The sequence below is a fragment of the Halomonas sp. QHL1 genome, from assembly GCF_001882345.1.
Classification (GTDB): Bacteria; Pseudomonadota; Gammaproteobacteria; order Pseudomonadales; family Halomonadaceae; genus Vreelandella.
Genome location: NZ_MINL01000001.1, coordinates 3,050,753 through 3,072,612, shown reverse-complemented (window position 1 = coordinate 3,072,612; position 21,860 = coordinate 3,050,753). Strand labels below are relative to the sequence as shown.

At 55.6% G+C, this 21,860-nt stretch carries 23 protein-coding genes; 16 read left to right on the top strand and 7 right to left on the bottom strand.

What is annotated here, in order from left to right:
* Positions 1-5: 5 nt before the first annotated feature.
* Positions 6-374 (top strand): DUF1428 domain-containing protein, encoded by a 369-nt coding sequence (locus QHL1GM_RS14150; protein WP_071695036.1) that lies wholly within the window; start codon positions 6-8, stop codon positions 372-374.
* A 50-nt stretch (positions 375-424) separates the two neighbouring features.
* Here QHL1GM_RS14150 and QHL1GM_RS14145 read toward each other — a convergent pair whose 3' ends face one another.
* Positions 425-2,062 carry a bifunctional UDP-sugar hydrolase/5'-nucleotidase gene (locus QHL1GM_RS14145; protein WP_071695035.1) on the bottom strand — a complete coding sequence of 546 codons (1,638 nt, stop codon included), beginning with the start codon at positions 2,060-2,062 and terminating at the stop codon, positions 425-427.
* Between the two features lie 345 nt (positions 2,063-2,407).
* On the opposite strand from QHL1GM_RS14145, the gene QHL1GM_RS14140 reads away from it, so the two are divergent.
* The 7 genes from QHL1GM_RS14140 to QHL1GM_RS14115 all read left to right on the top strand — a co-directional run bounded on the left by QHL1GM_RS14140 (position 2,408) and on the right by QHL1GM_RS14115 (position 8,328).
* A complete protein-coding gene (locus tag QHL1GM_RS14140) occupies positions 2,408-3,571 on the top strand; it encodes a glycosyltransferase family 1 protein (RefSeq protein ID WP_071695034.1) in 1,164 nt (387 codons plus the stop codon).
* Positions 3,534-4,073: a phosphatase PAP2 family protein gene (locus QHL1GM_RS14135; RefSeq protein ID WP_071695033.1), complete on the top strand. Its 540-nt coding sequence runs from the start codon at positions 3,534-3,536 to the stop codon at positions 4,071-4,073. Before QHL1GM_RS14140 ends, QHL1GM_RS14135 begins: the two co-directional genes overlap by 38 nt.
* A gap of 113 nt (positions 4,074-4,186) precedes the next feature.
* Complete coding sequence (locus QHL1GM_RS14130) at positions 4,187-5,638, top strand: sodium/glutamate symporter (RefSeq protein ID WP_071695032.1); 1,452 nt, start codon at positions 4,187-4,189, stop codon at positions 5,636-5,638.
* A 906-nt stretch (positions 5,639-6,544) separates the two neighbouring features.
* Positions 6,545-6,676 (top strand): entericidin A/B family lipoprotein, encoded by a 132-nt coding sequence (locus tag QHL1GM_RS14125; protein ID WP_071695031.1) that lies wholly within the window; start codon positions 6,545-6,547, stop codon positions 6,674-6,676.
* Positions 6,677-6,681: 5 nt separating this feature from the next.
* Positions 6,682-7,209 (top strand): YqiA/YcfP family alpha/beta fold hydrolase, encoded by a 528-nt coding sequence (locus QHL1GM_RS14120; protein ID WP_083571035.1) that lies wholly within the window; start codon positions 6,682-6,684, stop codon positions 7,207-7,209.
* A gap of 89 nt (positions 7,210-7,298) precedes the next feature.
* A complete protein-coding gene (locus QHL1GM_RS19240) occupies positions 7,299-7,472 on the top strand; it encodes a DUF6435 family protein (protein WP_007111925.1) in 174 nt (57 codons plus the stop codon).
* Positions 7,456-8,328: a ChaN family lipoprotein gene (locus QHL1GM_RS14115; RefSeq protein ID WP_071695030.1), complete on the top strand. Its 873-nt coding sequence runs from the start codon at positions 7,456-7,458 to the stop codon at positions 8,326-8,328. Before QHL1GM_RS19240 ends, QHL1GM_RS14115 begins: the two co-directional genes overlap by 17 nt.
* 3 nt (positions 8,329-8,331) lie before the next feature.
* Here the strand turns inward: QHL1GM_RS14115 and ntrC are convergent, their stop codons facing one another.
* The 4 genes from ntrC to glnA all read right to left on the bottom strand — a co-directional run bounded on the left by ntrC (position 8,332) and on the right by glnA (position 13,178).
* A complete protein-coding gene (gene ntrC, locus QHL1GM_RS14110) occupies positions 8,332-9,759 on the bottom strand; it encodes a nitrogen regulation protein NR(I) (protein ID WP_071695029.1) in 1,428 nt (475 codons plus the stop codon).
* Entirely contained in the window at positions 9,756-10,814 is a 1,059-nt protein-coding gene (glnL, locus tag QHL1GM_RS14105) for a nitrogen regulation protein NR(II) (RefSeq protein WP_071696008.1), read from the bottom strand. Before glnL ends, ntrC begins: the two co-directional genes overlap by 4 nt.
* 274 nt (positions 10,815-11,088) lie before the next feature.
* The gene (locus tag QHL1GM_RS14100; RefSeq protein ID WP_071695028.1) at positions 11,089-11,643 is read right to left on the bottom strand and encodes a DUF4124 domain-containing protein; all 555 of its coding nucleotides are present in this window, start codon (positions 11,641-11,643) and stop codon (positions 11,089-11,091) included.
* Positions 11,644-11,771: 128 nt separating this feature from the next.
* The gene (gene glnA, locus QHL1GM_RS14095; protein ID WP_007111930.1) at positions 11,772-13,178 is read right to left on the bottom strand and encodes a glutamate--ammonia ligase; all 1,407 of its coding nucleotides are present in this window, start codon (positions 13,176-13,178) and stop codon (positions 11,772-11,774) included.
* 533 nt (positions 13,179-13,711) lie between these two features.
* Here glnA and QHL1GM_RS14090 point away from each other — a divergent pair.
* Positions 13,712-14,335 (top strand): hypothetical protein, encoded by a 624-nt coding sequence (locus tag QHL1GM_RS14090; RefSeq protein ID WP_071695027.1) that lies wholly within the window; start codon positions 13,712-13,714, stop codon positions 14,333-14,335.
* 51 nt (positions 14,336-14,386) lie between these two features.
* On the opposite strand, the gene QHL1GM_RS14085 is transcribed toward QHL1GM_RS14090, so the two are convergent.
* On the bottom strand, positions 14,387-15,415 hold the full coding sequence (locus QHL1GM_RS14085) for an acyltransferase family protein (protein ID WP_071695026.1): 1,029 nt from the start codon (positions 15,413-15,415) through the stop codon (positions 14,387-14,389).
* A gap of 153 nt (positions 15,416-15,568) precedes the next feature.
* Here QHL1GM_RS14085 and QHL1GM_RS14080 point away from each other — a divergent pair, with 153 nt between their 5' ends.
* The 7 genes from QHL1GM_RS14080 to QHL1GM_RS14055 all read left to right on the top strand — a co-directional run bounded on the left by QHL1GM_RS14080 (position 15,569) and on the right by QHL1GM_RS14055 (position 20,817).
* Positions 15,569-16,537: an esterase family protein gene (locus QHL1GM_RS14080; protein WP_071695025.1), complete on the top strand. Its 969-nt coding sequence runs from the start codon at positions 15,569-15,571 to the stop codon at positions 16,535-16,537.
* 66 nt (positions 16,538-16,603) lie between these two features.
* Complete coding sequence (locus QHL1GM_RS14075) at positions 16,604-16,909, top strand: hypothetical protein (RefSeq protein ID WP_071695024.1); 306 nt, start codon at positions 16,604-16,606, stop codon at positions 16,907-16,909.
* A gap of 199 nt (positions 16,910-17,108) precedes the next feature.
* Positions 17,109-17,780 carry a hypothetical protein gene (locus tag QHL1GM_RS14070; protein ID WP_071695023.1) on the top strand — a complete coding sequence of 224 codons (672 nt, stop codon included), beginning with the start codon at positions 17,109-17,111 and terminating at the stop codon, positions 17,778-17,780.
* Between the two features lie 158 nt (positions 17,781-17,938).
* Entirely contained in the window at positions 17,939-18,088 is a 150-nt protein-coding gene (locus QHL1GM_RS19390; protein WP_166650368.1) for a hypothetical protein, read from the top strand.
* The gene (locus QHL1GM_RS14065; RefSeq protein WP_071695022.1) at positions 18,085-18,819 is read left to right on the top strand and encodes a metal ABC transporter ATP-binding protein; all 735 of its coding nucleotides are present in this window, start codon (positions 18,085-18,087) and stop codon (positions 18,817-18,819) included. The genes QHL1GM_RS19390 and QHL1GM_RS14065 overlap by 4 nt, the downstream gene beginning before the upstream one ends.
* Positions 18,803-19,693: a metal ABC transporter permease gene (locus QHL1GM_RS14060; protein ID WP_009288130.1), complete on the top strand. Its 891-nt coding sequence runs from the start codon at positions 18,803-18,805 to the stop codon at positions 19,691-19,693. Before QHL1GM_RS14065 ends, QHL1GM_RS14060 begins: the two co-directional genes overlap by 17 nt.
* Before the next feature lie 35 nt (positions 19,694-19,728).
* Positions 19,729-20,817, top strand: coding sequence for a metal ABC transporter solute-binding protein, Zn/Mn family (locus tag QHL1GM_RS14055; RefSeq protein WP_071695021.1), 1,089 nt, complete (start codon positions 19,729-19,731; stop codon positions 20,815-20,817).
* Between the two features lie 22 nt (positions 20,818-20,839).
* Here QHL1GM_RS14055 and QHL1GM_RS14050 read toward each other — a convergent pair whose 3' ends face one another.
* Positions 20,840-21,715, bottom strand: coding sequence for a LysR family transcriptional regulator (locus tag QHL1GM_RS14050; RefSeq protein WP_071695020.1), 876 nt, complete (start codon positions 21,713-21,715; stop codon positions 20,840-20,842).
* Positions 21,716-21,860: the final 145 nt, after the last annotated feature.

The window sequence follows — 21,860 nt, the reverse complement described above, 5'->3', positions numbered from 1 at the left end:
CAGCCATGAGCAAGCTTGCCCACCCTTATGTGGATGGTTTCGTCGCTGCCGTGCCAACCGCTAATAAATCTGAGTTTATTGATCATGCCCGTGCCGCGGCCATTGTTTTCAAGGAGCACGGCGCACTGCGGGTCGTGGAGTGCTGGGGTGACGATGTACCCGAAGGGGAAGTGACCTCCTTCCCCATGGCGGTGAAGCGCAAGAACGACGAAAGTGTCATCTTTTCCTGGATTGAGTGGCCATCCCGCGCCGTGCGTGATGAGGCAATGCCCAAAGTCATGCAAGACCCGCGCTTGCAGATGGACGTTAATCCGATGCCGTTTGATGGCAAGCGGCTCATCTTTGGCGGCTTTAAAAGCATCATTGATGAGTAGCTGCACATCAAAACGCTAAACAGACGTTACCTGTGGCCCAGTACGCTCTCTCAATCCTGCTGGGCCACATCAGTCATCCGCCCTTCAACCTGATAGAACACCTCTTCTCGTTCCACCATATAGTCGCGCAGCATTTCCCAGTCCGTACTGCCGACGATGGTATTGCGGCCATCTTCGTAGGCAGCGCCGAGTACCGTATGACCGTCGCCGCCAGCGGCAGTAAAGTTATTGGTGGCGATGGTGTAAGTACGTTCTGGGTCAATCGCCTGCATCGCGCCTTCCTGGGCAACGCTTAGGCTAACCACCCGCTCGCCTATCGGCTCGCTGCTGTCGTACACCAACTCAACGCCTGCTGACACCTGCAGAAAACCGCCGTCCTCGCCGGGAGCATTGGCAAGGGCGATCTCAAAAGTTTCCAGCAGCTCTTCGCCGGTGAGGTCAAGCAGCGTCAGGCGATTACCAAACGGCTGCACGGCGATCAGATCCCCCACAGTCACATCGCCTTTCTCAATCGCTTCACGGATACCGCCGCTATTTTGGATCGCCATTAGCGTATCGGGAGCCACTTCCTGCGCGGCATGCAGCTGGGCATCGGCGATTAAATTACCCAGTGCGGTTTCATTGGCACGCACGCTCTTTTCATCGCCGCTTCCGTGGCGCGGGTTAGGCAGCGCGGAGATCACCTTGGCACCGACCTGGGTATCCCGCAGTGTTTCGATCTCAGCGGTGTAGGGTTCAAGCCGCTTGGCGGCATCAGCATCCGCTTCGCGATCGTCGGCAGAGAGCAGTTCACCGCTGGCCTCCACCACCACGCCGTCCTCATCGAAGGTGACCTGCATCACGCCAAGGTGCTGGCCATACTCACCTGCCTGACCAATCACCGTCGGCGATGGAAGTTCCTCACCTGCCCGGCTCTCACTAAGCAGCCTGGGGGGCGAAATTTGGCTATGGCTGTGGCCGCCAATAATAATATCGATGCCTTCTACATGCTCTGCCAGCAGCAGGTCATTGCCTACGCTGGGGTCGCTGTCGTAGCCAAGGTGAGTCAGGGCAATAATCTTGTTAACGCCCTGCTCTTCAAAGCTTGCCACCATCGCCTGGGCCGCTTGGCGATAATCGCTAATAGTGATGTGGCCAGGGCTGGAGATCGTCTCGCTGTCCTGGGTGGTTAACCCAAAGATGCCGATTGGCTCGCCGTTATGCTCAACGATAATGCCGTCATAAAGCCTCCCCGCCTGCGGGTCAGCGCTGACTGAATCACCCAGCATGTCAGCAAACTCTGGACCTGCTGAAAAGTCCAGATTGGCGCCTAAGATAGGGAACTCGGCGCCTGCGAAAAACGCCGCTAGCGCCTGGTGGCCTTGCTGCGGGTCACCTAAATCGAACTCATGGTTGCCCGGCACAAAGGCGTCGTACCCCATTAAATTCATAAACTCCAACGCATCCTGGCCTTGGAATTCCGTGAAGTAGAGCGTGCCCGAGAAGATATCGCCTGCTTCTAGCAAGAGTCCTTCGCCATAGGTTTCCCGCGCCTCATTCAGCGTGGTGATCAAATAGGGGTACTGATCAGTACGCCCGTGCAGGTCATTGGTGTGAAACAGCGTCAGGGTGAAGTTATCAGCCAAGGCGGGGGGAATGGTGGCGAACAACGCTGTCCCTAGCGCCATGCCGTAGCGATGAAAACGCATTTAAATGACTCCTTTCATATCGGTGTTCAAACACCTTAGCAGTAAAGAGAGCCTATCGGAGGATGCTATGAGTTCGAGACCAGCGCATTATTTTCGCCGCACATTATTGCCTTCTGAGTCTGGCACCACCGAAACATCCCCTGAATCCATACAATTAATACCTTAGAAGCCATCGTAGTTAGTAGGCATCCAACATTAATATTTAACTGTTATTTAAATTAACTGTTATTGCCCTTTATTGCCTAAATTTTCTAAGCGTGTCATCACTTCTTCACCTGTTTGACGCGGCAGTGTCACTCTTCCCTCCCACACTGTATGAAAACGTGATAAAGGGATGAATCGCTCATGCGGCTCTGCATCGTTAGTGAAACATGGTCACCGGACATTAATGGCGTTGCCCATACGCTTAGCCGGTTAAGCTATGAACTTAACCGGCAAGGAGTGCCGGTTGATGTGATCCGTCCTCGCCCACGGGTCGCGGGTAATGCGACCGGCATTAACCGCGAATTACAGGTACAGCGCCTTGCCTTACCCGGTTACTCAGATGTGCAGGTAGGGCTGGTTAGGCCCGCTACGCTACGACGCTTTTGGCGCCAACATCGCCCCGACGTTATCTACTTAGCGACCCAAGGCCCCCTCGGCTGGGCGGCACGCCAAGCAGCGCGGCAACTCAATATTCCCCTGGTAGCTGGCTGGCACACCAACTTTGACCACTACTGTGAAGATTATGGCGTCAATTGGCTGGCCTCGACTACACGACGCTACCTGCGCTACTTCCATAACGGCTGTGACCTGACGTTAGTGCCTACCCATCAGCAGGCTAAAGCGCTGCAGCACCAAGGAATTCGGGATGTCCATGTGCTGTCACGCGGGCTGGATGGCGAGCGCTTCTCACCCAACCATCGCGATGCTGAATTACGCCAGCGCTGGGGGGTTAGCGAGCATCAGCCGGTGGCCCTATACGTTGGCCGATTAGCCGCAGAAAAAAACCTCACCTTGCTCCATGAAAGCTTTCAAGCCATGCGTGAGGTGCGCCCCGATATCGCCCAGGTGATCGTCGGCGATGGACCCGCACGGGCGCAGCTGGAAAAGGCGCTGCCCGATGCCCATTTCACCGGTTTCGTGGGGCAGGATTCGCTCGCTCGCCACTATGCCAGCGCCGACCTGTTTATTTTCCCCTCGCTTTCCGAAACCTGGGGCAATGTAGTAGCGGAAGCCATGGCCAGCGGCTTAGCCGTGGTGGCCTACGATCACGCGGCCAGCGCCGAACTTATTAATAGCGGCCATAACGGTGTCACCGTTCCCGCTGGCAATAGTGACGCTTTTCAACAGGCAGCGGTGGAGCTATGCCAACACCCCGCTGACTACGCTCGTTTAGGTCGAGTGGCGCGTTTACGTGCGCTTGAACAGAGCTGGACGGGTATTGCCGAGCAATTTTTGCGCTACCTACACCAAGCCCAGGAGGCTCATCATGCGCCCGCGTCCGCTTGTCGTATTCGACCGTCTTGACCTGTTGGAGTGGCAACTCTGCCAGCGTGTATCGCGGCTATCGATCTACCGCCCCTGGCGAATCACCCTTCAGGCCGCCAGCCGCTTAGGCGATTGGCCTGTTTGGGTACTGCTGATTCTGGCCCAGCCCTGGCTTCAACCCAATGGCGCTTGGCGGGTATTTCAGTACAGTGTCATCGCCCTATTTGCCGTGGCGGTTTATCGGCTAGTGAAAACACGCTTATGCCGTGAACGGCCGTTTATTACTTACGGTGGAGGCATTGAGTGCTGCGAACCGGCTCGCGACCGTTATAGTTTTCCCAGCGGCCACACCATGCACGCGGTGATGTTTAGTGTCTTAGTCGCCGCCCACACGCCCTGGCTGCTGCCGGTGGTGTTGCCATTAACGCTACTGATAGCGATCTCGCGGGTAGGGTTAGGGCTGCACTATATAAGCGATGTACTGGCTGGAGCCGCGATGGGCTACGCTTTTGCCTTGGCCAGCCTCTATTGGATGGGATAAACCCACTGTTTTCGCGAAAATAGTCACTAAACGCTATGGTTAATCTGGCCCTGTCTTTTTGAATGCGCCCGCTAGTCATACATAGCGGTGCGCCTGCATCAAGGAGTGATGAGATGACCATGACGGTTGGTGAATTATTTATAGCGCTCGTCGCTATTGCGTTAGTCCTCTTAGCCAGCAATGCCCTACGGCTGTGGCTTCCCTGGCTAAGACGACTGTTCCTCCCTAGCTCGGTCATTGGTGGCTTACTACTCTTACTGATGGGCCCTGACGTGTTGGGCCGAGCCCTTCCCACCTTTTTCGAAGAGAGCCCTGGGCTGTTTCCTGCCTATGTGCAAGAGAGTTGGGCAGCGCTGCCGGGGCTGCTGATTAATGTTGTCTTTGCGGCATTGTTTATTGGTAAAGCGATCCCCGGTTTACGCACAATTTGGTTGCGCGCTGGGCCGCAAGTTGTGGTTGGCCAAACAATGGCGTGGGGCCAATATGTTGTCGGCTTGAGCTTGGCGCTGCTGGTGTTGGTGCCGGTATTTAACATGAACCCCATGGTGGGTGCGTTAATCGAAATCGGCTTTGAAGGCGGCCATGGCACCGCAGCTGGCATGGCAGACACCTTTGAAGAGCTAGGTTTTGAAGAGGGTGCGGATCTTGCCTTGGGCCTGGCAACGGTGGGTATTGTCGCGGGGGTGTTAATCGGTACTGTGCTAATCAATATTGCCGCGCGCCGTGGGATCATCCAACTCAATGATGAGAGCCAGCACTCTGATGATCCAGACGAGCTGATGCGTGAAGACGAACGACCCTCCACTGAAGAGTTCAGCGAGTTTAAAAAAGATCTCGTGCAAGAGTCGGGGACGACTGACCCTCTCAGCCTACATATTGGCTTAGTGGGCATCGCCACTGTGATCGGTTGGCTAATTCTGTCGGGCTTGCAATGGATTGAGCAAGTCACCTGGGCACGCGATGGCGGCTTAGAAATTCTTGCTCACGTCCCTCTATTCCCTATCGCTATGATCGGTGGGGTCATCGTTCAACTAGTGGTGATGCGGTTTGGGTTACAACGCCATGTGTCTAGCCGCACCATGTCTCGCATTGCAGGCACCGCGCTGGACTTTACTATCGTGGCCGCACTCGCCACCCTTTCGCTGACCACCTTAGGCGAGTACTTCCTACCCTTCTTGATGCTCGCTGTGGCGGGGATTGCCTGGGGACTGTTTGTGCTAATCGTTATAGCTCCCCGAGTGATTCCGGAAAACTGGTTTGAACGTGGGGTGGGTGATTTTGGCCAATCAATGGGGGTCACCGTTACCGGCTTACTGTTGATGCGCATGGCAGACCCCAAAAATGAATCTGGCGCGCTAGAAAGCTTTGGTTATAAACAGCTTATGTTTGAACCGATTGTGGGTGGTGGGCTGTTTACAGCCGCCGCCTTACCCCTGATTGCCGAATTTGGCGCCTTGGCCGTACTGATTTTTGCCGCCTTATTAACCGTAGGATGGCTCGCGTTTGGTTTGCTCTATTTCGGACGCATGGTGCCAGATCACGGTAAGGGCCGCTGGAAGAGTTAACGCAACCAAGAAGCTGTGCCCAAAAACAGTAACGCCCGCATCGGCGGGCGTTACTGTTTTTCTTTCACAACAAATAGTTAGACGTCGGGGGGCATATCATCACGCTCATCAATTCTAGCCATGAATGATGTCTTAAACATCATATACACGCCCAGTCCTGAAAACCCTAAGAACAAAACAAACATGCATAACATCAATGCCATAGCCATAATCTTGTCCCTGATGGTGCGCGGTCGTTACGTTGACGTTTTCTAACCGCTGCATTTTGATTTCATCGAAGGATAGACCAAAACAACGCATTAATCTGTGCGGTAACACTCCGTGCTAGTGGCGTACAACAAGGGGCTCTATAAAAGAAAATGAAAATCAATTACTTATAGTAAATTACGCACGCAAAAAAACCACCCCATTTTCATGGGATGGCTGTTTCGCATCAGTCCACTCCTTTGTTTGATGAACAGCGCCTCCTTGCGCTGCAACCAGTGAGTGAGCTAAGTGTCCTTTAACATCCTGTTCGTCTTTCGGCTTCCTGCCTTCCTTTTTGCTGTTAGCCCACTCACTCAGTTACTGGTGAAAAATCTCAAAATGGCTAAAACTAAGTAACTGAATTTTTAGCTAACTGACTAGCACACATACAGTACCTGCAGGCAATGAGCCAACCCATGCCAATAACTACAAATTCCATTAATAAACAATGCCTTAAAAAACAACATTTGATAAGAAAACCACTTTCAACCCTCTTTTTCATGTATAGAAGTGACACATGCGACATAAGCACCCGGGTTTGGGGCACACTGTTAAGCCCTTTATGTCCAAACGCATTGAAAACCGTAGCGATCCGTCACGACAGCGGTTATTTTCTATCTATTAACTGCCTTTGAATCACATGCCTTTAAGGAGGTTTCTATGAAACGCATTATCGCCCTTAGCATCGTAATGATGGTGACGCTGCTGCTCGTGAGTGGCTGTAATACCGTTCGTGGTGCTGGAGAAGACCTACAACAGGGTGGCGAAGCTATCCAGCGCGCAGCGAGCTAAACGTTATGATGACTGTTTATCTCTCCCATGGCCTTGAGAGCGGACCGGGCGCACTGAAAACCCAGGCGCTGAAAGGCGTCGCTGAAAAGCTGGATGACTGTGAGCCCGTTGTTATGGATTACCGGGGCATGGCAGAGCCAAAGCAGCGCCTTCAGCACTTGCTGGGGGTGTTAGCCGAGCGCGGTGACGACCCTGCCCAGTGTGTGTTGGCAGGCTCAAGTTTGGGGGGCTGGCTAAGCGCGGCGGTTAGCGCTCAACAGCCGGTATTGGGCTGCTTTCTGCTAGCCCCAGCGCTGGGTTTAGCTGATTACCCTCAAACCTCACTCACTATCCAGGCACAGCACACGCACATCATTCACGGCTGGCGTGACGATGTGGTGGCTCCTGAACCGGTGATTGAACGTGCCCGCCTACAACGCCTGTCGCTGCGGATGGTCGACGATGATCATCGCCTGCACGCGAGCCTGGAAACTATTTTATGCGATTTTGAGCGCTTTTTACGTCAGTGCGCTGCGCCTACTCACTACGATTAAAAAAGCTAGCTGAAACAAACATTCGACACGAGCACTCTAAACCTATACAAATGGTGTACACCATAACGTAGATAGTGAGGAGACTGCTCATGTTAGGCATGTTTAAGCGCGACCCTAAAAAGAAGCTTCAGCAAGAGTATGAGCGCAAACTACAAGCCGCCATGGAGGCTTCACGCAATGGCGATATGCGCGCCAATGCCACGCTTACTGAAGAAGCAGAAGCGTTACTTGCTGAGATCAGGCGCATTGAAGCGACACAATAACGGCAATAGACAACGCTATGGCTTACTCGCGGCTTTAGCACTGGTTAGCCTGCTGCCCAGCGTAACGCTGGCGGCCTGCCCAAGCCCAGGGCAGTGGTGGCAGGAAGAGCAGCCACTGACTAACAGTGAGCTGCTGACGACTGCGGCCCAGCAACAAGTGGTATTGCTGGGTGAGCAGCACGATGAAATAGCCCACCACCGCTGGCAGCTGCATACCCTAGCGGGACTGCATGCTCTTCGCGATAATCTGGTCATTGGCTTGGAGATGCTGCCGCGCAGTGCTCAGCCGACCCTAGATGCCTGGGTCGCCGATGAGTTGGATAGTGCCACCATGCTTGAGCAAACGCAGTGGGACGAGGCGTGGGGATTTGATTCAGCGCTGTATATGCCGATTTTAGAGTTTGCCCGGATGGCAAATATTCCGTTGGTCGCGCTCAATATCGCCCCCGACCTGCGCCAGCGGCTGGTCAATGATGGCTGGGAGCACGTGCCCACGGATGAACGCCATGCGATCCCGCCGCCACAGCCCGCCAGCGCCAGTTATCGCTCACGGCTCACTGGAGTGTTTAATCAGCACGCCATGGGCGATGACCCCGAATCGCTTGAGCGTTTTATTCAAGCACAGCTCAACTGGGATACCGCCATGGCCCAGCGCTTGGCCGAAGTCACGCAGGGCGGCGCCCTGGCAGTGGGGATAATGGGGCTAGGCCATGTGAGCTATAACGAAGGCGTTGCCTATCAGCTCAATGCCTTGGGTGTTAACGACACCGTGAGCCTGCTGCCCTGGCAAATGAGCGACTGCACCCTGCCCGACCCTACCCTAGCCGATGCGGTGTATGTACTCGCTGACGAGTAACGATTACTCGTCAGCGAGTGCCGGTAGCAGCGTTTTCAGTTTCCGCGTGAGCGTATTGCGCCCCCAGCCCAACAGCTCGGCCGCTTCACCTTTGCGCCCGCCGGTATGTTTTAGCGCTGTCTCAATAAGTATCCGCTCAAAATCGGGCACCGCTTCTTCCAGCAGATGGGTATGGCCTTCGGCCAGAGCATGGTCCGCCCAGTCGCGAAACGCCGTGCGCCAATCACCGTGGGCACTACTTTCGGAAGCGCTGGGTGAACGCAGCTCCGGCGGTAGATCTTCAACCAGAATTTCACGCCCTGACGCCATCACGGTGAGCCAGCGGCAGATATTTTCCAACTGTCGAACGTTACCGGGCCACGGCAAACGCGTTAGGTGGGCTTCCGCTTCGCTGGTCAGTACCTTGATATCGGTCGTTAGCTCCTTCGCCGCTTCGGCTAAAAAGTGCCGCGTTAAGCGCGGGATATCCTCGCGGCGCTCGGCAAGCTTGGGCAGGTGGATACGGATCACGTTCAAGCGGTGAAACAGATCCTCCCGAAACCGACCGTCGTCCACCAACACTTCTAGATTTTGGTGGGTAGCCGCGATGATACGTACGTCCACTTTGACCGGCGTATGCCCACCAACGCGATAGAACTCCCCATCGGCCAGCACGCGCAGCAAGCGCGTTTGGGTTTCAGCGGGCATATCGCCTATTTCGTCTAAAAATAGCGTACCGCCGTTGGCCTGCTCAAACCGCCCTTGGCGCTGCTGGGCGGCCCCGGTAAACGCGCCCTTCTCGTGACCAAATAGCTCAGACTCAATCAAATCGCGGGGAATCGCCGCCATATTGAGGGCGATAAACGGCTTACCCGCCCGCGGGCTATGCTGATGGAGTGCCTGGGCAACGCGCTCTTTGCCGGTACCCGACTCGCCGTTAATCAGCACCGTGATATGAGAATGTGAGAGGCGACCAATAGCGCGGAACACCTCCTGCATGGCAGGCGCTTCGCCGATAATTTCGGCGTTTAAACCTTCCGGCACGGTAACCGGACGCTGGCGTTCCCGAGCGTGGGCCACGGCGCGGCGCACCAGCGCCAGGGCCTCGTCAACGTCAAACGGCTTGGGCAGGTATTCAAATGCCCCGCCCTGATACGATGCCACTGCGCTGTCCAGGTCGGAGTGCGCGGTCATCACGATCACCGGCAGGTCGGGATGCGCTTCGCGCACCCGCGCCATCAAATCCAGCCCGTCGATACCCGGCATGCGGATGTCGGTGACCAACACGTCGGGTGGGTTTTCCAACAAGCGCGTCAGGGCAATATCGGCACGCTCAATACACTCAACGTCAAGGTCGGGTTGCGCCAACGCGCGTTCCAGTACCCAGCGGATAGCGCGGTCATCATCGACAATGACCACCCGCGCAACATCATTACGTGCAGCCTCAGTCATGACGCTTCTCCGGTTAAATTAACAACCATGGGAATCAGTAAACGAAATTCGGTGTGTCCAGGGCGCGAGTCGCATTCGATCAAGCCTTGATGCTGGTGCAAGATCGACTGGGCGATTGAGAGCCCAAGACCGCTGCCTTCCGCGCGCCCCGACACCATGGGGTAAAACAGCGTTTCCTGCAGCGCGATGGGAATGCCGGGGCCGTTATCGACGACCGCGACTTCACTGACCAGCCGGTGGCGTTCAGCGCCAAGGGTGAACTGGCGACGGGCGCGGGTGCGCAGTATTAAGGAAGGTTCCGGCGTTTGCGCATCGCTCATGGCCTGCACCGCGTTGCGAGCCACATTGAGCACCGCCTGAATCATTTGTGACTCATCGCCGGAAAGGTCGGGCAAGCTGGGGTCGTAATCACGGCTAATCGACACGCAAGGGTGCTCGGCAATCAGCAACGCCCGCACCCGCTCGAGCACTTTGTGAATATTGACCGGCGCGTGTTTAAGAATGCGGTTAGGGCCGAGCATGGAGTCGACCAGGTCGCGCAGCCGATCCACCTCTTCCACAATGATATGGGTATATTCGCGCAGCGCCGGGTCATCGAGGTCACGCTCTAGTAGCTGTGCTGCTCCGCGGATGCCACCCAGGGGGTTTTTGACTTCGTGGGCAAGCCCGCGGGCAAGTACCTTGATGGTCTCCTGGCGGGTGGTTAGCGCCTCTTCCCGGGAGATCTGCATCAGCCGGTCCCGCGGTTCTACTTCCAGCAAAAGCTCATCGTCGGATAACGGCGTCACCGTGTAGTCAACGGTGAGCGATTCACTATTAAGCGGCGTAATGCGCGCTTCACGCTGGGTAAAAGGGTGAAACGCATCCCGCGCCTTGGCTAATACATCATCAATGCTTTCATCCCCGCCAAGTAGCGTATCCAGGCTGATCCCTTGAACGCGGCTAAGGCTGACCGCTAACAACGCTTCAGCGGCAGGGTTCATCCAGCGCACACGCAGCTCGCCGTCTAGCAGCAATACCGCCGTGGTGAGATGTTCAAGCAAACGCTGATGCATAGTGGTGTCCTGAAAAATCACGTCTTCCATCGCCGATACAGACCTACAGGTGGATGATCAATGAGGGAACTGCAAAAAGCGCGCCAACTATGTGCCTATGCCCATTTGCACGGCTTGCGGGCATCGCAACGGAAGAGGGTGAATCGTTTTAGCGCACTCACTGCGTCAAACGCCCTCACTAATGCACCATTTTAGTGCGCATGATTTTTGAAAGGGAATATGTCGGCTGCTTTTTCTGGTAGCGATTTTTCTAATCGCGGTTATGAAAGCGCTTTTAAGGAACCGTAATCGTCACCGCTGCCGTGCGGTGCTGTAAACGCTGGCTGCTATCCAGCAGCTCTGCCTGAAGCTCGTGACGCCCTGGAGGAAGCCCCGTTAGCCAAAACACGTCGCTGTGCAACGCTGTCTGGCTGATGTCTCCATCCACTAACAGGCGCACCTGGTGGTCGTCGCGCAACGGTGGCGCAATAGCCACCTCCACCGCGGTCATTCCCTCTTGCACCTGTGCGCCTTGCTGGGGCAGAGCGATCGAAAAGTGGTCGTAGGGCATAAAGGGCTGCCCCGGTTTGCCGCGCGGTCGTGCATCAGCAGGTGTGGTGACGCTAGGATTGGCGAGCGCGGCGCTTAACGCAGGCGGCAGGCTTGGCAACGGCGCCAACTCCAAGGCTTTGCCACCGCGGCCAGGGTTATCGGTGAAGGTAACGTTGCCATGCTCATCGGTCACCCGATAAACCGTTTGCCCGAACGCCGTAGCTGCACTGCCAGCAAGCGCTACGCCCAAGACCGCAGCCAGCAGGCCACGCACCGCTAATGTTTTGATCTTACTCATAGCACCCCTTGCAACGCTGCCCAGCCCCAGTAACGAAAAAACCCCGCCGAAGCGGGGTTTGAGTACCGTTTTTAACAACCTCTGCCACCGCCAGGGTGATGGTAGCAGCTAGTCGTTAACAGCGCTGTTTAGCAGCTGTAGTACATATCAAACTCGATGGGGTGAGTGGTCATGCGAATACGCTCCACTTCTTCCATTTTGAGTTCGATGTAGGCATCGATCATTTCGTCGGTGAACACACCACCTTCGGTCAAGAACGCACGGTCAGCGTCGAGGGCTTCCAGTGCTTGATCCAGGCTGTGCGCCACGGTCGGTACAGACTTGCCTTCTTCTGGCGGCAGGTCGTACAGGTTTTTATCCATGGCATCGCCAGGGTGGATCTTGTTCTTGATACCGTCGATACCAGCCATCAACATGGCAGAGAATGCCAGGTAAGGGTTGGCGGTCGGATCAGGGAAACGAGTTTCAACGCGCTTGCCTTTCGGGCTGGCCGTATAAGGAATACGGATTGAAGCAGAACGGTTGCGGGCGCTGTAAGCCAACATAACCGGCGCTTCAAAACCTGGTACCAGACGCTTGTACGAGTTGGTAGAAGCGTTGGTAAAGGCGTTCAGTGCACGGGCGTGCTTGATGATGCCGCCAATGTAGAAAAGCGCCATTTCAGACAGGCCAGCGTACTCGTCACCGGCAAACTGGTTTTGACCATCTTTCCAGAACGACTGGTGTACGTGCATGCCCGAACCGTTATCGCCTACCAGCGGCTTCGGCATGAAGGTCGCCGTTTTGCCGTAAGCATGCGCTACGTTGTGAATCACGTACTTCATTTCCTGAACTTCGTCAGCTTTCTTCACCAGCGTGTTGAATTTAACGCCGATTTCGTTCTGACCCGCGTTAGCAACCTCGTGGTGGTGAACCTCGACGGTCTGGCCAATCGCTTCCAGGGTGTTACACATCGCCCCACGGATATCGTGGAAGCTATCCACCGGGGGAACCGGGAAGTAGCCGCCTTTAACGCGCGGACGGTGACCTAAGTTGCCGCCCTCTACCTGATTATTGGTCGCCCACGCACCTTCGTCAGAAGTGATTTTATACATGGAGCCCTGAATGTCAGACTTCCAATGCACTTCGTCAAAGATAAAGAACTCAGGCTCAGGACCGAAAAATGCGGTATCACCCAGACCAGTAGACTCTAGATAAGCTTCAGCGCGCTTGGCGATGGAGCGCGGATCACGATCGTAGCCCTGCATAGTGGCCGGCTCGATGATGTCGCAGCGCAGAACCAGCGTGGCATCTTCGGTGAAGGGGTCGAGGTAACCAGTACCATCTTCCGGGCTCAGAATCATGTCGGATTCGTTAATGCCCTTCCAACCTTCAATAGAAGAGCCATCAAACATTTGGCCATTCTCGAAGAATTCTTCGTTCACATCGCGAGCAGGCACGGTAACGTGCTGTTCTTTACCGCGAGTGTCGGTGAAACGCAGGTCTACCCATTTAACATCGTGTTCTTCAATTAGCGCGAGAGTCTTGGCTGACATAGTGTCCTCCGGTATGAGCGTGGCTTAAAGCTAACGACAGTAAGCTACCGATAAAAGTGTTGTTCGACAAAATACGCGCTAAACCGCACGTTTGTCATTCTTGTTCACTCAACGTTTGCCTGACATTTATTAACAAATCGCTTAGCGAGCATTTCAGACCGGCTATCGTTTTAGCACGCCGCAAGGCTTATGCCTACGGCCCGCTTGCCGCTGCCAAATACAATGCAGAGAGCATGCCAACTCTGCACCAATATGGCATAAAAAAACGTCAAGCTATTGTTTTATAGCGGATAAAAAGTGAACACTGATGCCTCTTGATGAGGCATAAAGGCTAAACTAGGTTTCTGCAGTCGCCTAAAAAACCTTTAACGCACCAAAATAGAACAAAAATAATGTTTAATGCGCCAATACAGTGCATTAAATATAATGAGTACTCTTTTTTAGCTCACAAGCTTTTTTACTTGCTACCCAAATAAACCAGATACTACAATAAATTACAATTTGATAGATTTGCTCACAATCGGAGTCGGCAAATGGGATCGGTCTGCTTTATTGTTGATGCCATGGTGACGGGTGAGATGTTGCCACGCCACTTAAAATCGATACGTGAATCTGGTGTTGCCGACCACTTGCTGCCCATTTTGGTAACGGCCACTCAAGCACAGGAGCGCCTGAGCGCTATAGAGCAGCGCTACCACACTCACTCGCTGATTACCCCAGCGCGGCCGCTAGGCGCGCGCCTCAATAAAGCTGCATCTACCAGCCAAGCAGAGTGGCTCGTCATTGCGCTGCAGAAAAAGCCGCTGCCTGCCAACCTTTGGGGTTCGCTCTATCCCCAGCTCAATACTTACACTCTTGACGCCTTAATTATCGGCCTCACCCGGCCATCGCTGCCGGAACGTATCCTGCGGCGCTTATTGGCAAGCGCCTTAATTTTGCCGCCATACATTGCCGTTAGGCGAGCTTGGCTTGAGCGTTTGGGTGGGTTTGACCCTGAGCTGGACGATGACAGCGCGATTGACGATTTTCTGCAGCGCTTACACGCCTGCCCCACCCGCTTGAAGAACTACAACGGGCACCTGCTACGCCAAGAAGATGACCCAGACGTCCCCATGCTACCTAACGCATCCGATGCGGCTTTCACGCCACGCCCGTAATACGCTTTCAATCACTCTCCTCTACCACTTCCTTTACTAACTCATCCCTTACTAACTTACCTTCAATCGCTTGCCGAACAGCATCGCGCCCAGCGTCGTGGTATTGGCAAGCTTATTAAGCCCTACCGACCCCACCACACCAACCGCCATAAGCACCAGCGCATACACGCCAATGGGCAGCGATAAAGGCTCGACAGCCAGATCGGCCAGCACAAAGAACATGGGGTGAGCCAAGTAAATACCAAACGAATACGCATTGATGTGGCGCACCCATAAAGGCGCAGGACGCTCGGCCAAGTAGCGCATGGTGCAAAGCGTGAACAGCACGAAGAAAGGAATCACCCACACCTCTTTAGAGGAGAACGCCAGCCAGCCTGCAAAGGTCGCGGCGATAATCAGCGCCACCATTAGCGCCAACCACACCGGGCGGGCCATTTGCTGCATCCAGGCGGGCCGCGCCATCGACACGCTCTCTGGGGCTATCGCATAGTAGCGCACCAGCACCAGGGCAAGGAAAAATACATAGATCCACCCCAGCGGTGCAACCCACAGCAGGTAACCTGGCAGGTCAACGTCAAACCAGTAAGCCAGGCCCCAATACGCCATGCTGATCATACAAGCGCCCCACAGCCATGGCACCGGGTTCAAGCGCCACAGCTGCCAGCGGGTAAACAACCAATAAGCCACATAAAACTGCATCGCAATGATCAAAAAATAGCCATGCCAGCCCGCGTAGACATAATACTCGATGGTATTGGCCACGAACCCTACCGGCTCATCTGAGGCCTGCAGCCTTACCCATTCAGCCGTTGAATAAATAAAGCCATATACAAAGTACGGCACCATCACATACTTAACGCGCTGGGCTAGAAAACCTTCCGGCACGGCCTTGTCGTAGCGAACGGCAAACACAAAGACAGCAATAAACAGGAAAATCGGCGTACCCAAGACCAACGGTATGCGCATCAAATCGGTGGTAACGTTATCGAGGCGCTGATTAACGTGATCTAGTAAATGAAACAAAAAAACGGCTATACAGCCGTAAGCACGCAACCAGTAGATCTCTTCGATTTTCCGCATTGGGCCTCCCGCCGTTACCTACTCCTACCTTTGGCACACTGAATGGCGATGATGAATGGATTTGCTAACGGGCTCTCTCGTAAGGCTATGATGAACAACTAATGCCGTCGCGCTGTCCGACCCCATTGAACAGTTTTAATTCCCGGAGGAAACGTGTTCATCCCAAAGCCACCTTTATTTTCATACCGATTTCACGCCCTACTTACCGCGTTTATTGGCTGGCTGACATTCAGTGGTCACTCATTCGCCAGCGAAGTCGAGCACCATCAGTTTTTCTCACCCACGCTCGGTTACGACTACCCCTACAGTGTCTATTTACCCGATCATTATGACGACCAAGCGACAGACGCATATCCGGTCGTATATATGCTGCACGGCTCTTTTGGTACTGACCGCGACTGGGTTTCTCGCGGCAATTTGCAGCAGGTGGCAGATAGGTTAATCGCCGCTGGGCATATTCCTCCGACGGTATTCATTATGCCCGGCAGCCGCAGCTGGTGGGTGGATGGCCACAACGAACCCGCCCGTAGCGCATTTTTTAACGACCTGATGCCCCACGTGGAAGAAGCCTACCACGTGGGCCAAGAGCGCCGCCTGCGTGGCGTGGCAGGCCTCTCCGCCGGTGGCTACGGCGCGCTCAATTTTGCCCTGGAACGGCCAGAGCTGTTTGCCGCGGTTGCTGCGTTAAGCCCCGCAAGCTACGCCCCCCTGCCACCGCGCAACTCCTCCGCCTGGCGCCACCCGGCGTTTCGTAATGAGCAGGGGCAATTTGATCGCGAGCTTTGGGAGTCCCTCAACTACACCGCCCATATGGAAGAGTATCGCCTACAGGTAACGCCCCGCGGTACCGAGGAAGAGGCCGACCTATCCCCCGTGCCGCTGTATATCAGCGCTGGGCGCAGTGACGTTTACGATGCTGAATTTCACGCCCGCATCCTGCGCCAAGCCATGGAACGTATCCAGCCCAACGATGTGCGCCTCGACCTCTACCCCGGCGGTCATACATGGCAAGTATGGCGCGCCAGCCTACCGGCAGCGCTAAACTTTCTCTTTCAATACGTAGGGCAAGTAAATAGCCCAGAGGACGAGACGAACAGGGCGGAGGATGAAGAGCATACATAACCCCGTTGAAGGCACTACACTGAAGCAATACTCATCACGGCACTCTTTAAAACAAGGAAGACAGCGATGCATCAGCATATCGAATGGGACGAACCCGGCAACGCCAGTGTTATGCAGTACTTTAAAAAACACCCGGATCAAAGCGGCCAACCCGACCCAGGCGACATTATTTCCGCCCGCTACCAAGGCGTTATGGTGCGCGTCAAAGTAGAAGCCTACCGAGAAGACGATGCGGTCAGCATTGGCGAAGTCGCCGCGATCATTGATACCAAAGGCGGCCGCCACCAAAGCCATAACAAGCTGGAAGTCGGCCATATCGTCCGAGTACCCGATGACAAACGCGCTCTAGAAGCACCGCCGCAAGAAGATTAAAGCCTAGCATTGATCGAAATTCAGTAGTCACAGCCACCCAACGCGGTGGCTTTTTTGTGCGGATGTGAATAGCTAAGCAGCGAAGCTCAGCTCGTGACTCCGAACCACAGCTCCCTTTGCCATACTTCAATCCGCCCTCGTCCCATTTGATTTGCGTGCTACGCTTAGCGCTACCGCTCCCCTTTAAAGGCCCTTCACTATGCATCCTTTTCGTCTTCTCACCGCCTTGGTTACTACGCTGGTGATTGCTCTGCCTGTTTCTCTACAAGCCCAGGCACAAACCAACGGGCAGTGGAGTGAGTACGATGATGTGTTTGAGGATGGTGCCCGCCATGCCAACGTTTGGCAGTGGGGCTGGACCGGCGTTTACGCTACCAGCCTGGCGGTAAACGCTTACCAGTCCAGCGAGGCGAGCGACGACGATGACCGCTTTGATGCGCGGGTGGGCGTGGTGAAGTCAGCGCTGGCCGTGGGCGGCATGCTGACCGACCGTCAGCCGCACCCTGCGGCGCTGGCCGAGTATGAGCGCTTGAAAGCCAGCGGTGATTTAAGCGGCGTACAGGCGCTAGGCTTGCAGCTTGCCCAAGCGGAGCGTGAGCGCCGCGGCTGGGGCGCCCGCGTGAGTTCGCTCGTGGTGAATGGCGTGGCGGGCGCGGTGATTGCCGCCGATGGCCGGGAAAGCGATGGTGCGATCAACTTTGCCACCGGCATGCTGGTCAACGAGCTACAAATTTGGTCGCAGCCCAATCAGGCGTCTTCCGCAATCAATCGCTTCCAACCCGCCAATCTCTCGCTGGGGCCGATGACGATTCCCGGTGAATATGCGCTGCATGTATCCCCTCAGCAGCTAGGTGCTACCTGGCGCTATTGATACTCCCCCCTCATGTTATTCCTCTAAAGCGCTGGCGGCGGTTTGCTTCCAGCGCTTTATTATTGCCAGCGCGGCGTGAACGAGTAAAATATTCAGCAATTTTTTGGCTTTGCCAAACGTTATGTTATAACCTATTTGAAATTATACGAGGCCACTTGATGAGTGAGCATACGCACCGCCATAACAAGGAAGGCCCCTGTCACTTCTCCTTGATGTCGCTATCGGCTGTTAAACGGCTGCTGTTTGTTGCCGTGCCGCTGTTGGCGCTTTGGGGCTTGGTGGTTTGGGCTGGCGGGTGGTTAGGATGAGTCAGCGCTCTTTATCACGTTTACAGCTGCACAATCTGCATTTAGCCCAGGCGCGTCGCACGGTACTAGAGCACCTTGAGGGCGACTTTAAGCCGGGCGCCATTACCGCGCTGATCGGCGCTAACGGCGCCGGTAAAAGCACGTTGATTCAGGCCATTATGGGCGAACTTCGGCCAATTAGCGGCGAAGTGGTCTGTACCGTCGCCAAAGAGCGCCGAGCATGGCTGCCCCAGCAGTTAGCGCTGGACCTAACCTTCCCCATGAGCGTGGAAGAGCTGGTGATGACCGGCAGTTGGCCCAGCCACGGCGCGTTAACCGGCTACTGTGCGGGGCACTACCGCAAGGGCCGCGAGATTATGGCGCGGCTGGGTATTTCCCACTTGGCCCACCGCCCGCTGGGCGAGCTTTCCGGCGGCCAGCGCCAGCGCGCGTTGATCGGCCGTACGTTAATGCAAGAAGCCGAGCTACTGCTGCTCGATGAACCTTTCGCCAACGTGGATAGCGAAACCGTGGATATTTTGATCCGCATCCTGCGCCAGATGGCGGACGAGGGCGCGACGATTATTGTCGTGCTCCACGATATGGATCACCTGCGCCGCCTTGCCGATGAAGTGCTGATGCTAAACGGCGGCCATGGCCGCTGGGTCGCGCCCAGTGCGCTGACGCATCAACAGGCGCCCGCTCAGGTAGTGCCGTTTACCATGGGAGGCCGCCATGCTGGATCTGCTTAATGCGTGGTTTGTCAGCCCGTTCGATTACGGCTTTATGCGCCGCGCGGTGGTGGGTGGTTTAGCGCTTTCGTTAGCCGCCCCGCCGCTGGGGGTATTTTTAGTGCTGCGCGGTATGAGCCTGATTGGCGACGCCATGGCCCACGCAATTCTGCCCGGCGTCGCTCTAGGCTTTTTGCTGGCCGGTTTTTCACTGCCGATTATGAGTATTGGCGGGGTGCTGTTTGGGTTAATGGTCGCACTGCTAGCCGGGGCAGTGTCGAAGATGGGCGGCCAGCGTGAAGATGCCGCCATGGCAAGCTTTTTTATTATCTCGCTAGCCGCAGGCGTGATGCTGATTTCGCTGGGTGGCAGCAGCGTTGATCTTACCCATGTGTTGTTCGGCTCGATTTTGGCGATCAACTCCACCGCACTGCTGCTGATCGCGGGCATTAGCACGCTGATTGTGCTGACCCTGGCCGTTGTGTTTCGCGCCTTAGTCGTGGAGTGTTTAGATCCACTGTTTTTGCGTGGCCAGAGTCGCCGCAGCGGCTGGGTACACAGCGTTTTCCTAGGCCTGCTGGTACTCAATTTAACCGCTGGCTTTCAAACCCTGGGCACGCTAATGGCCGTCGGCTTAATGATGCTGCCCGCCACCTCGGCGCGCTTTTGGAGTAAACGTTTAGAGGGTTTGATCGGCATCGCGATTGTGCTGGCCATGGTGGCGAGCACCGGCGGCCTGCTGCTCTCTTTTCATCTGGATATCCCTTCAGGCCCGAGCATTATTCTACTGGCCGGGTTTGGTTATCTCTTTTCGGCCCTGTTTGGTCGCTACCACAGCTTGGCAGCCAAGCTGCGGCGTAAAACTACGCCGCTGGAAGTTGAGCAAGGGGCTTAATTGTCAGTCTTCATGCTTATCGTAAGGAGTGTTGTATGTCGCTTACCTATTTATCATCTCGGTCGTCGCGCTGGTTAGTGGGTGTTTCCGCTATGCTGGCGTTGCCTGCTGCCATGGCTAATGAGCGCGTTCAGGTGGTGACCAGTTTCTCTATCCTCGCGGACATGGTGGAAAACGTAGGCGGCGAGCATGTCAAGGTGACCTCTCTGGTAGCTGCCGATGGCGATGCCCACGTTTACTCCCCCAGCCCTGGCGATGCCCGTTCCCTGGCGAATGCTGATTTAGTGGTCTTCAACGGCCTGCTGTTTGAAGGCTGGATGGAGCGCTTAATTAGCGCCAGCGATTACTCGGGCGCGTTGGTTACCGCGACCGATGGTATCGAACCGCTCGCTTTCGCCGGACATGACGAGCATGGGCATGATGATCACGACCATGGTCACGAAGACCACGACCACGACGATCATGGACATGACGACCACGGGCATGACGAGCACGACCATGGCCACGAAGAGCATGCGGATCATGAACATGGCGATGAGGATCCCCACGCCTGGCAGGATATGCACCAAGCCGAGGTGTATATCTCCAATATCCGCGATGGCTTAATCGCCGCCGACGCCGATAACGCCGATGCCTACCGCGCCAATGCGGAGCAGTATTTACAGGAAATGGCCGAAGTAGACGCAGAGATTCGTGCGCTGATTGAGGAGATCCCGGGCTCCACCAGCGTGATTACCGGCCACGACTCCTTTGGCTACTTCTCAAGCGCCTATGGGGTGACCTTCCTCTCTCCGGTAGGGCTTTCCACGGAAGCTGACCCCAGTGGCGCCAGCATGGCTGCGCTAGTGGATGTGATTGAGCAAGAGAATGTGCAGGCGCTGTTCCACGAGAACATGACCAATCAGTCGATCATCACCCAGCTAGCCGAAGAGACCGGCCTGCCCATTGCAGGCACGCTTTACGCCGATGCGCTGGCAGCAGAGGGTGAAGCCAGTACCTACCTAGGTATGATGCGCCACAACGCGCAGGTGCTGCACGATGCGCTAGCCCAGCCGGGTCATGACGATCACGGTCATTCTCACGACCACGACCACGACCACGATGATCATGGTCATAGCCACTAGCCTTTAACGTCAACAGCGCTGCTCAGGCATTGATGGCCGTGAGCAGCCACTCCCGGAAGGACGCCATGGCGTGGGTTTCCGGGCGTGTCTGCAGGCGAGTCAGCCAGTAACCGCCCAGGCTGACAGTGGTGTCGAAAGGCTGTACCAGCGCGCCACTATTCAGTTGGCGGGGGAACATCAGCGGTGGCGCCAGCGCCACGCCTGCCCCTTGCAACGCGGCTTCCACCATGGCGATGGAAGAGTCAAACACGATGCTGTTGGTCATCGGAAAGCTGCGCGGTAGCCCCGCTGCTAACAACCACTCTGTCCACTCGTCGGCGCGATAAGAGCGCAACCAGGTCTCGCCCAACACATCGGCCGGGGTGTTAAGCCGCGCGGCAATATCGGGTATGCACATTACCGAGAGTGACGCCGGTAGTAGCGGCTGCGCCGCGGAGCCGTGCCAGGCCCCCGTGCCAAAGCGGATCGCAAAATCCAGCCCTTCACCTGCAATATCCGCGCGGTTGTTATGGGTGGAAAGACGCAAATCGACATAAGGGTACTGACGCCGAAAATCTCCCAGTCTCGGCAGCAGCCAGCCGACGGCAAAAGTCCCCACCACGCCGACGTTTAATACTTCCCGATAGCTGCTCTCGCCCACCCGTTCCAGCGTGTGGGCGATTTGGTCGAATGAACTCTTCAATACCGGCAGCAGCAGCTCACCCTCCTGGGTAAGCATTAGCCCCCTAGGCAAACGCTTGAACAGCGGCACATTCAATTGCGTTTCGAGCAGCTTGACCTGGTGGCTAACCGCCGCCTGGGTCACGTGAAGCTCTTCTGCCGCGCGGGTAAAGCTTAAATGCCTGGCCGACGCTTCAAAGGCGCGCAGCGCCTTCAACGGCAGGTAGGGACGCACCACGTTGACCCCCAAATTTTTCTAATGGCTTATGCAAAATATCGCTGTTTGTGAATTGCCGCAGCGCGCCGTAAGTTAGCCACAGTCACCCTCTTGGCGGCTGGTGATACCTCCCAGCTTTTTTGTAGCGCTAATCACAACAGGATCT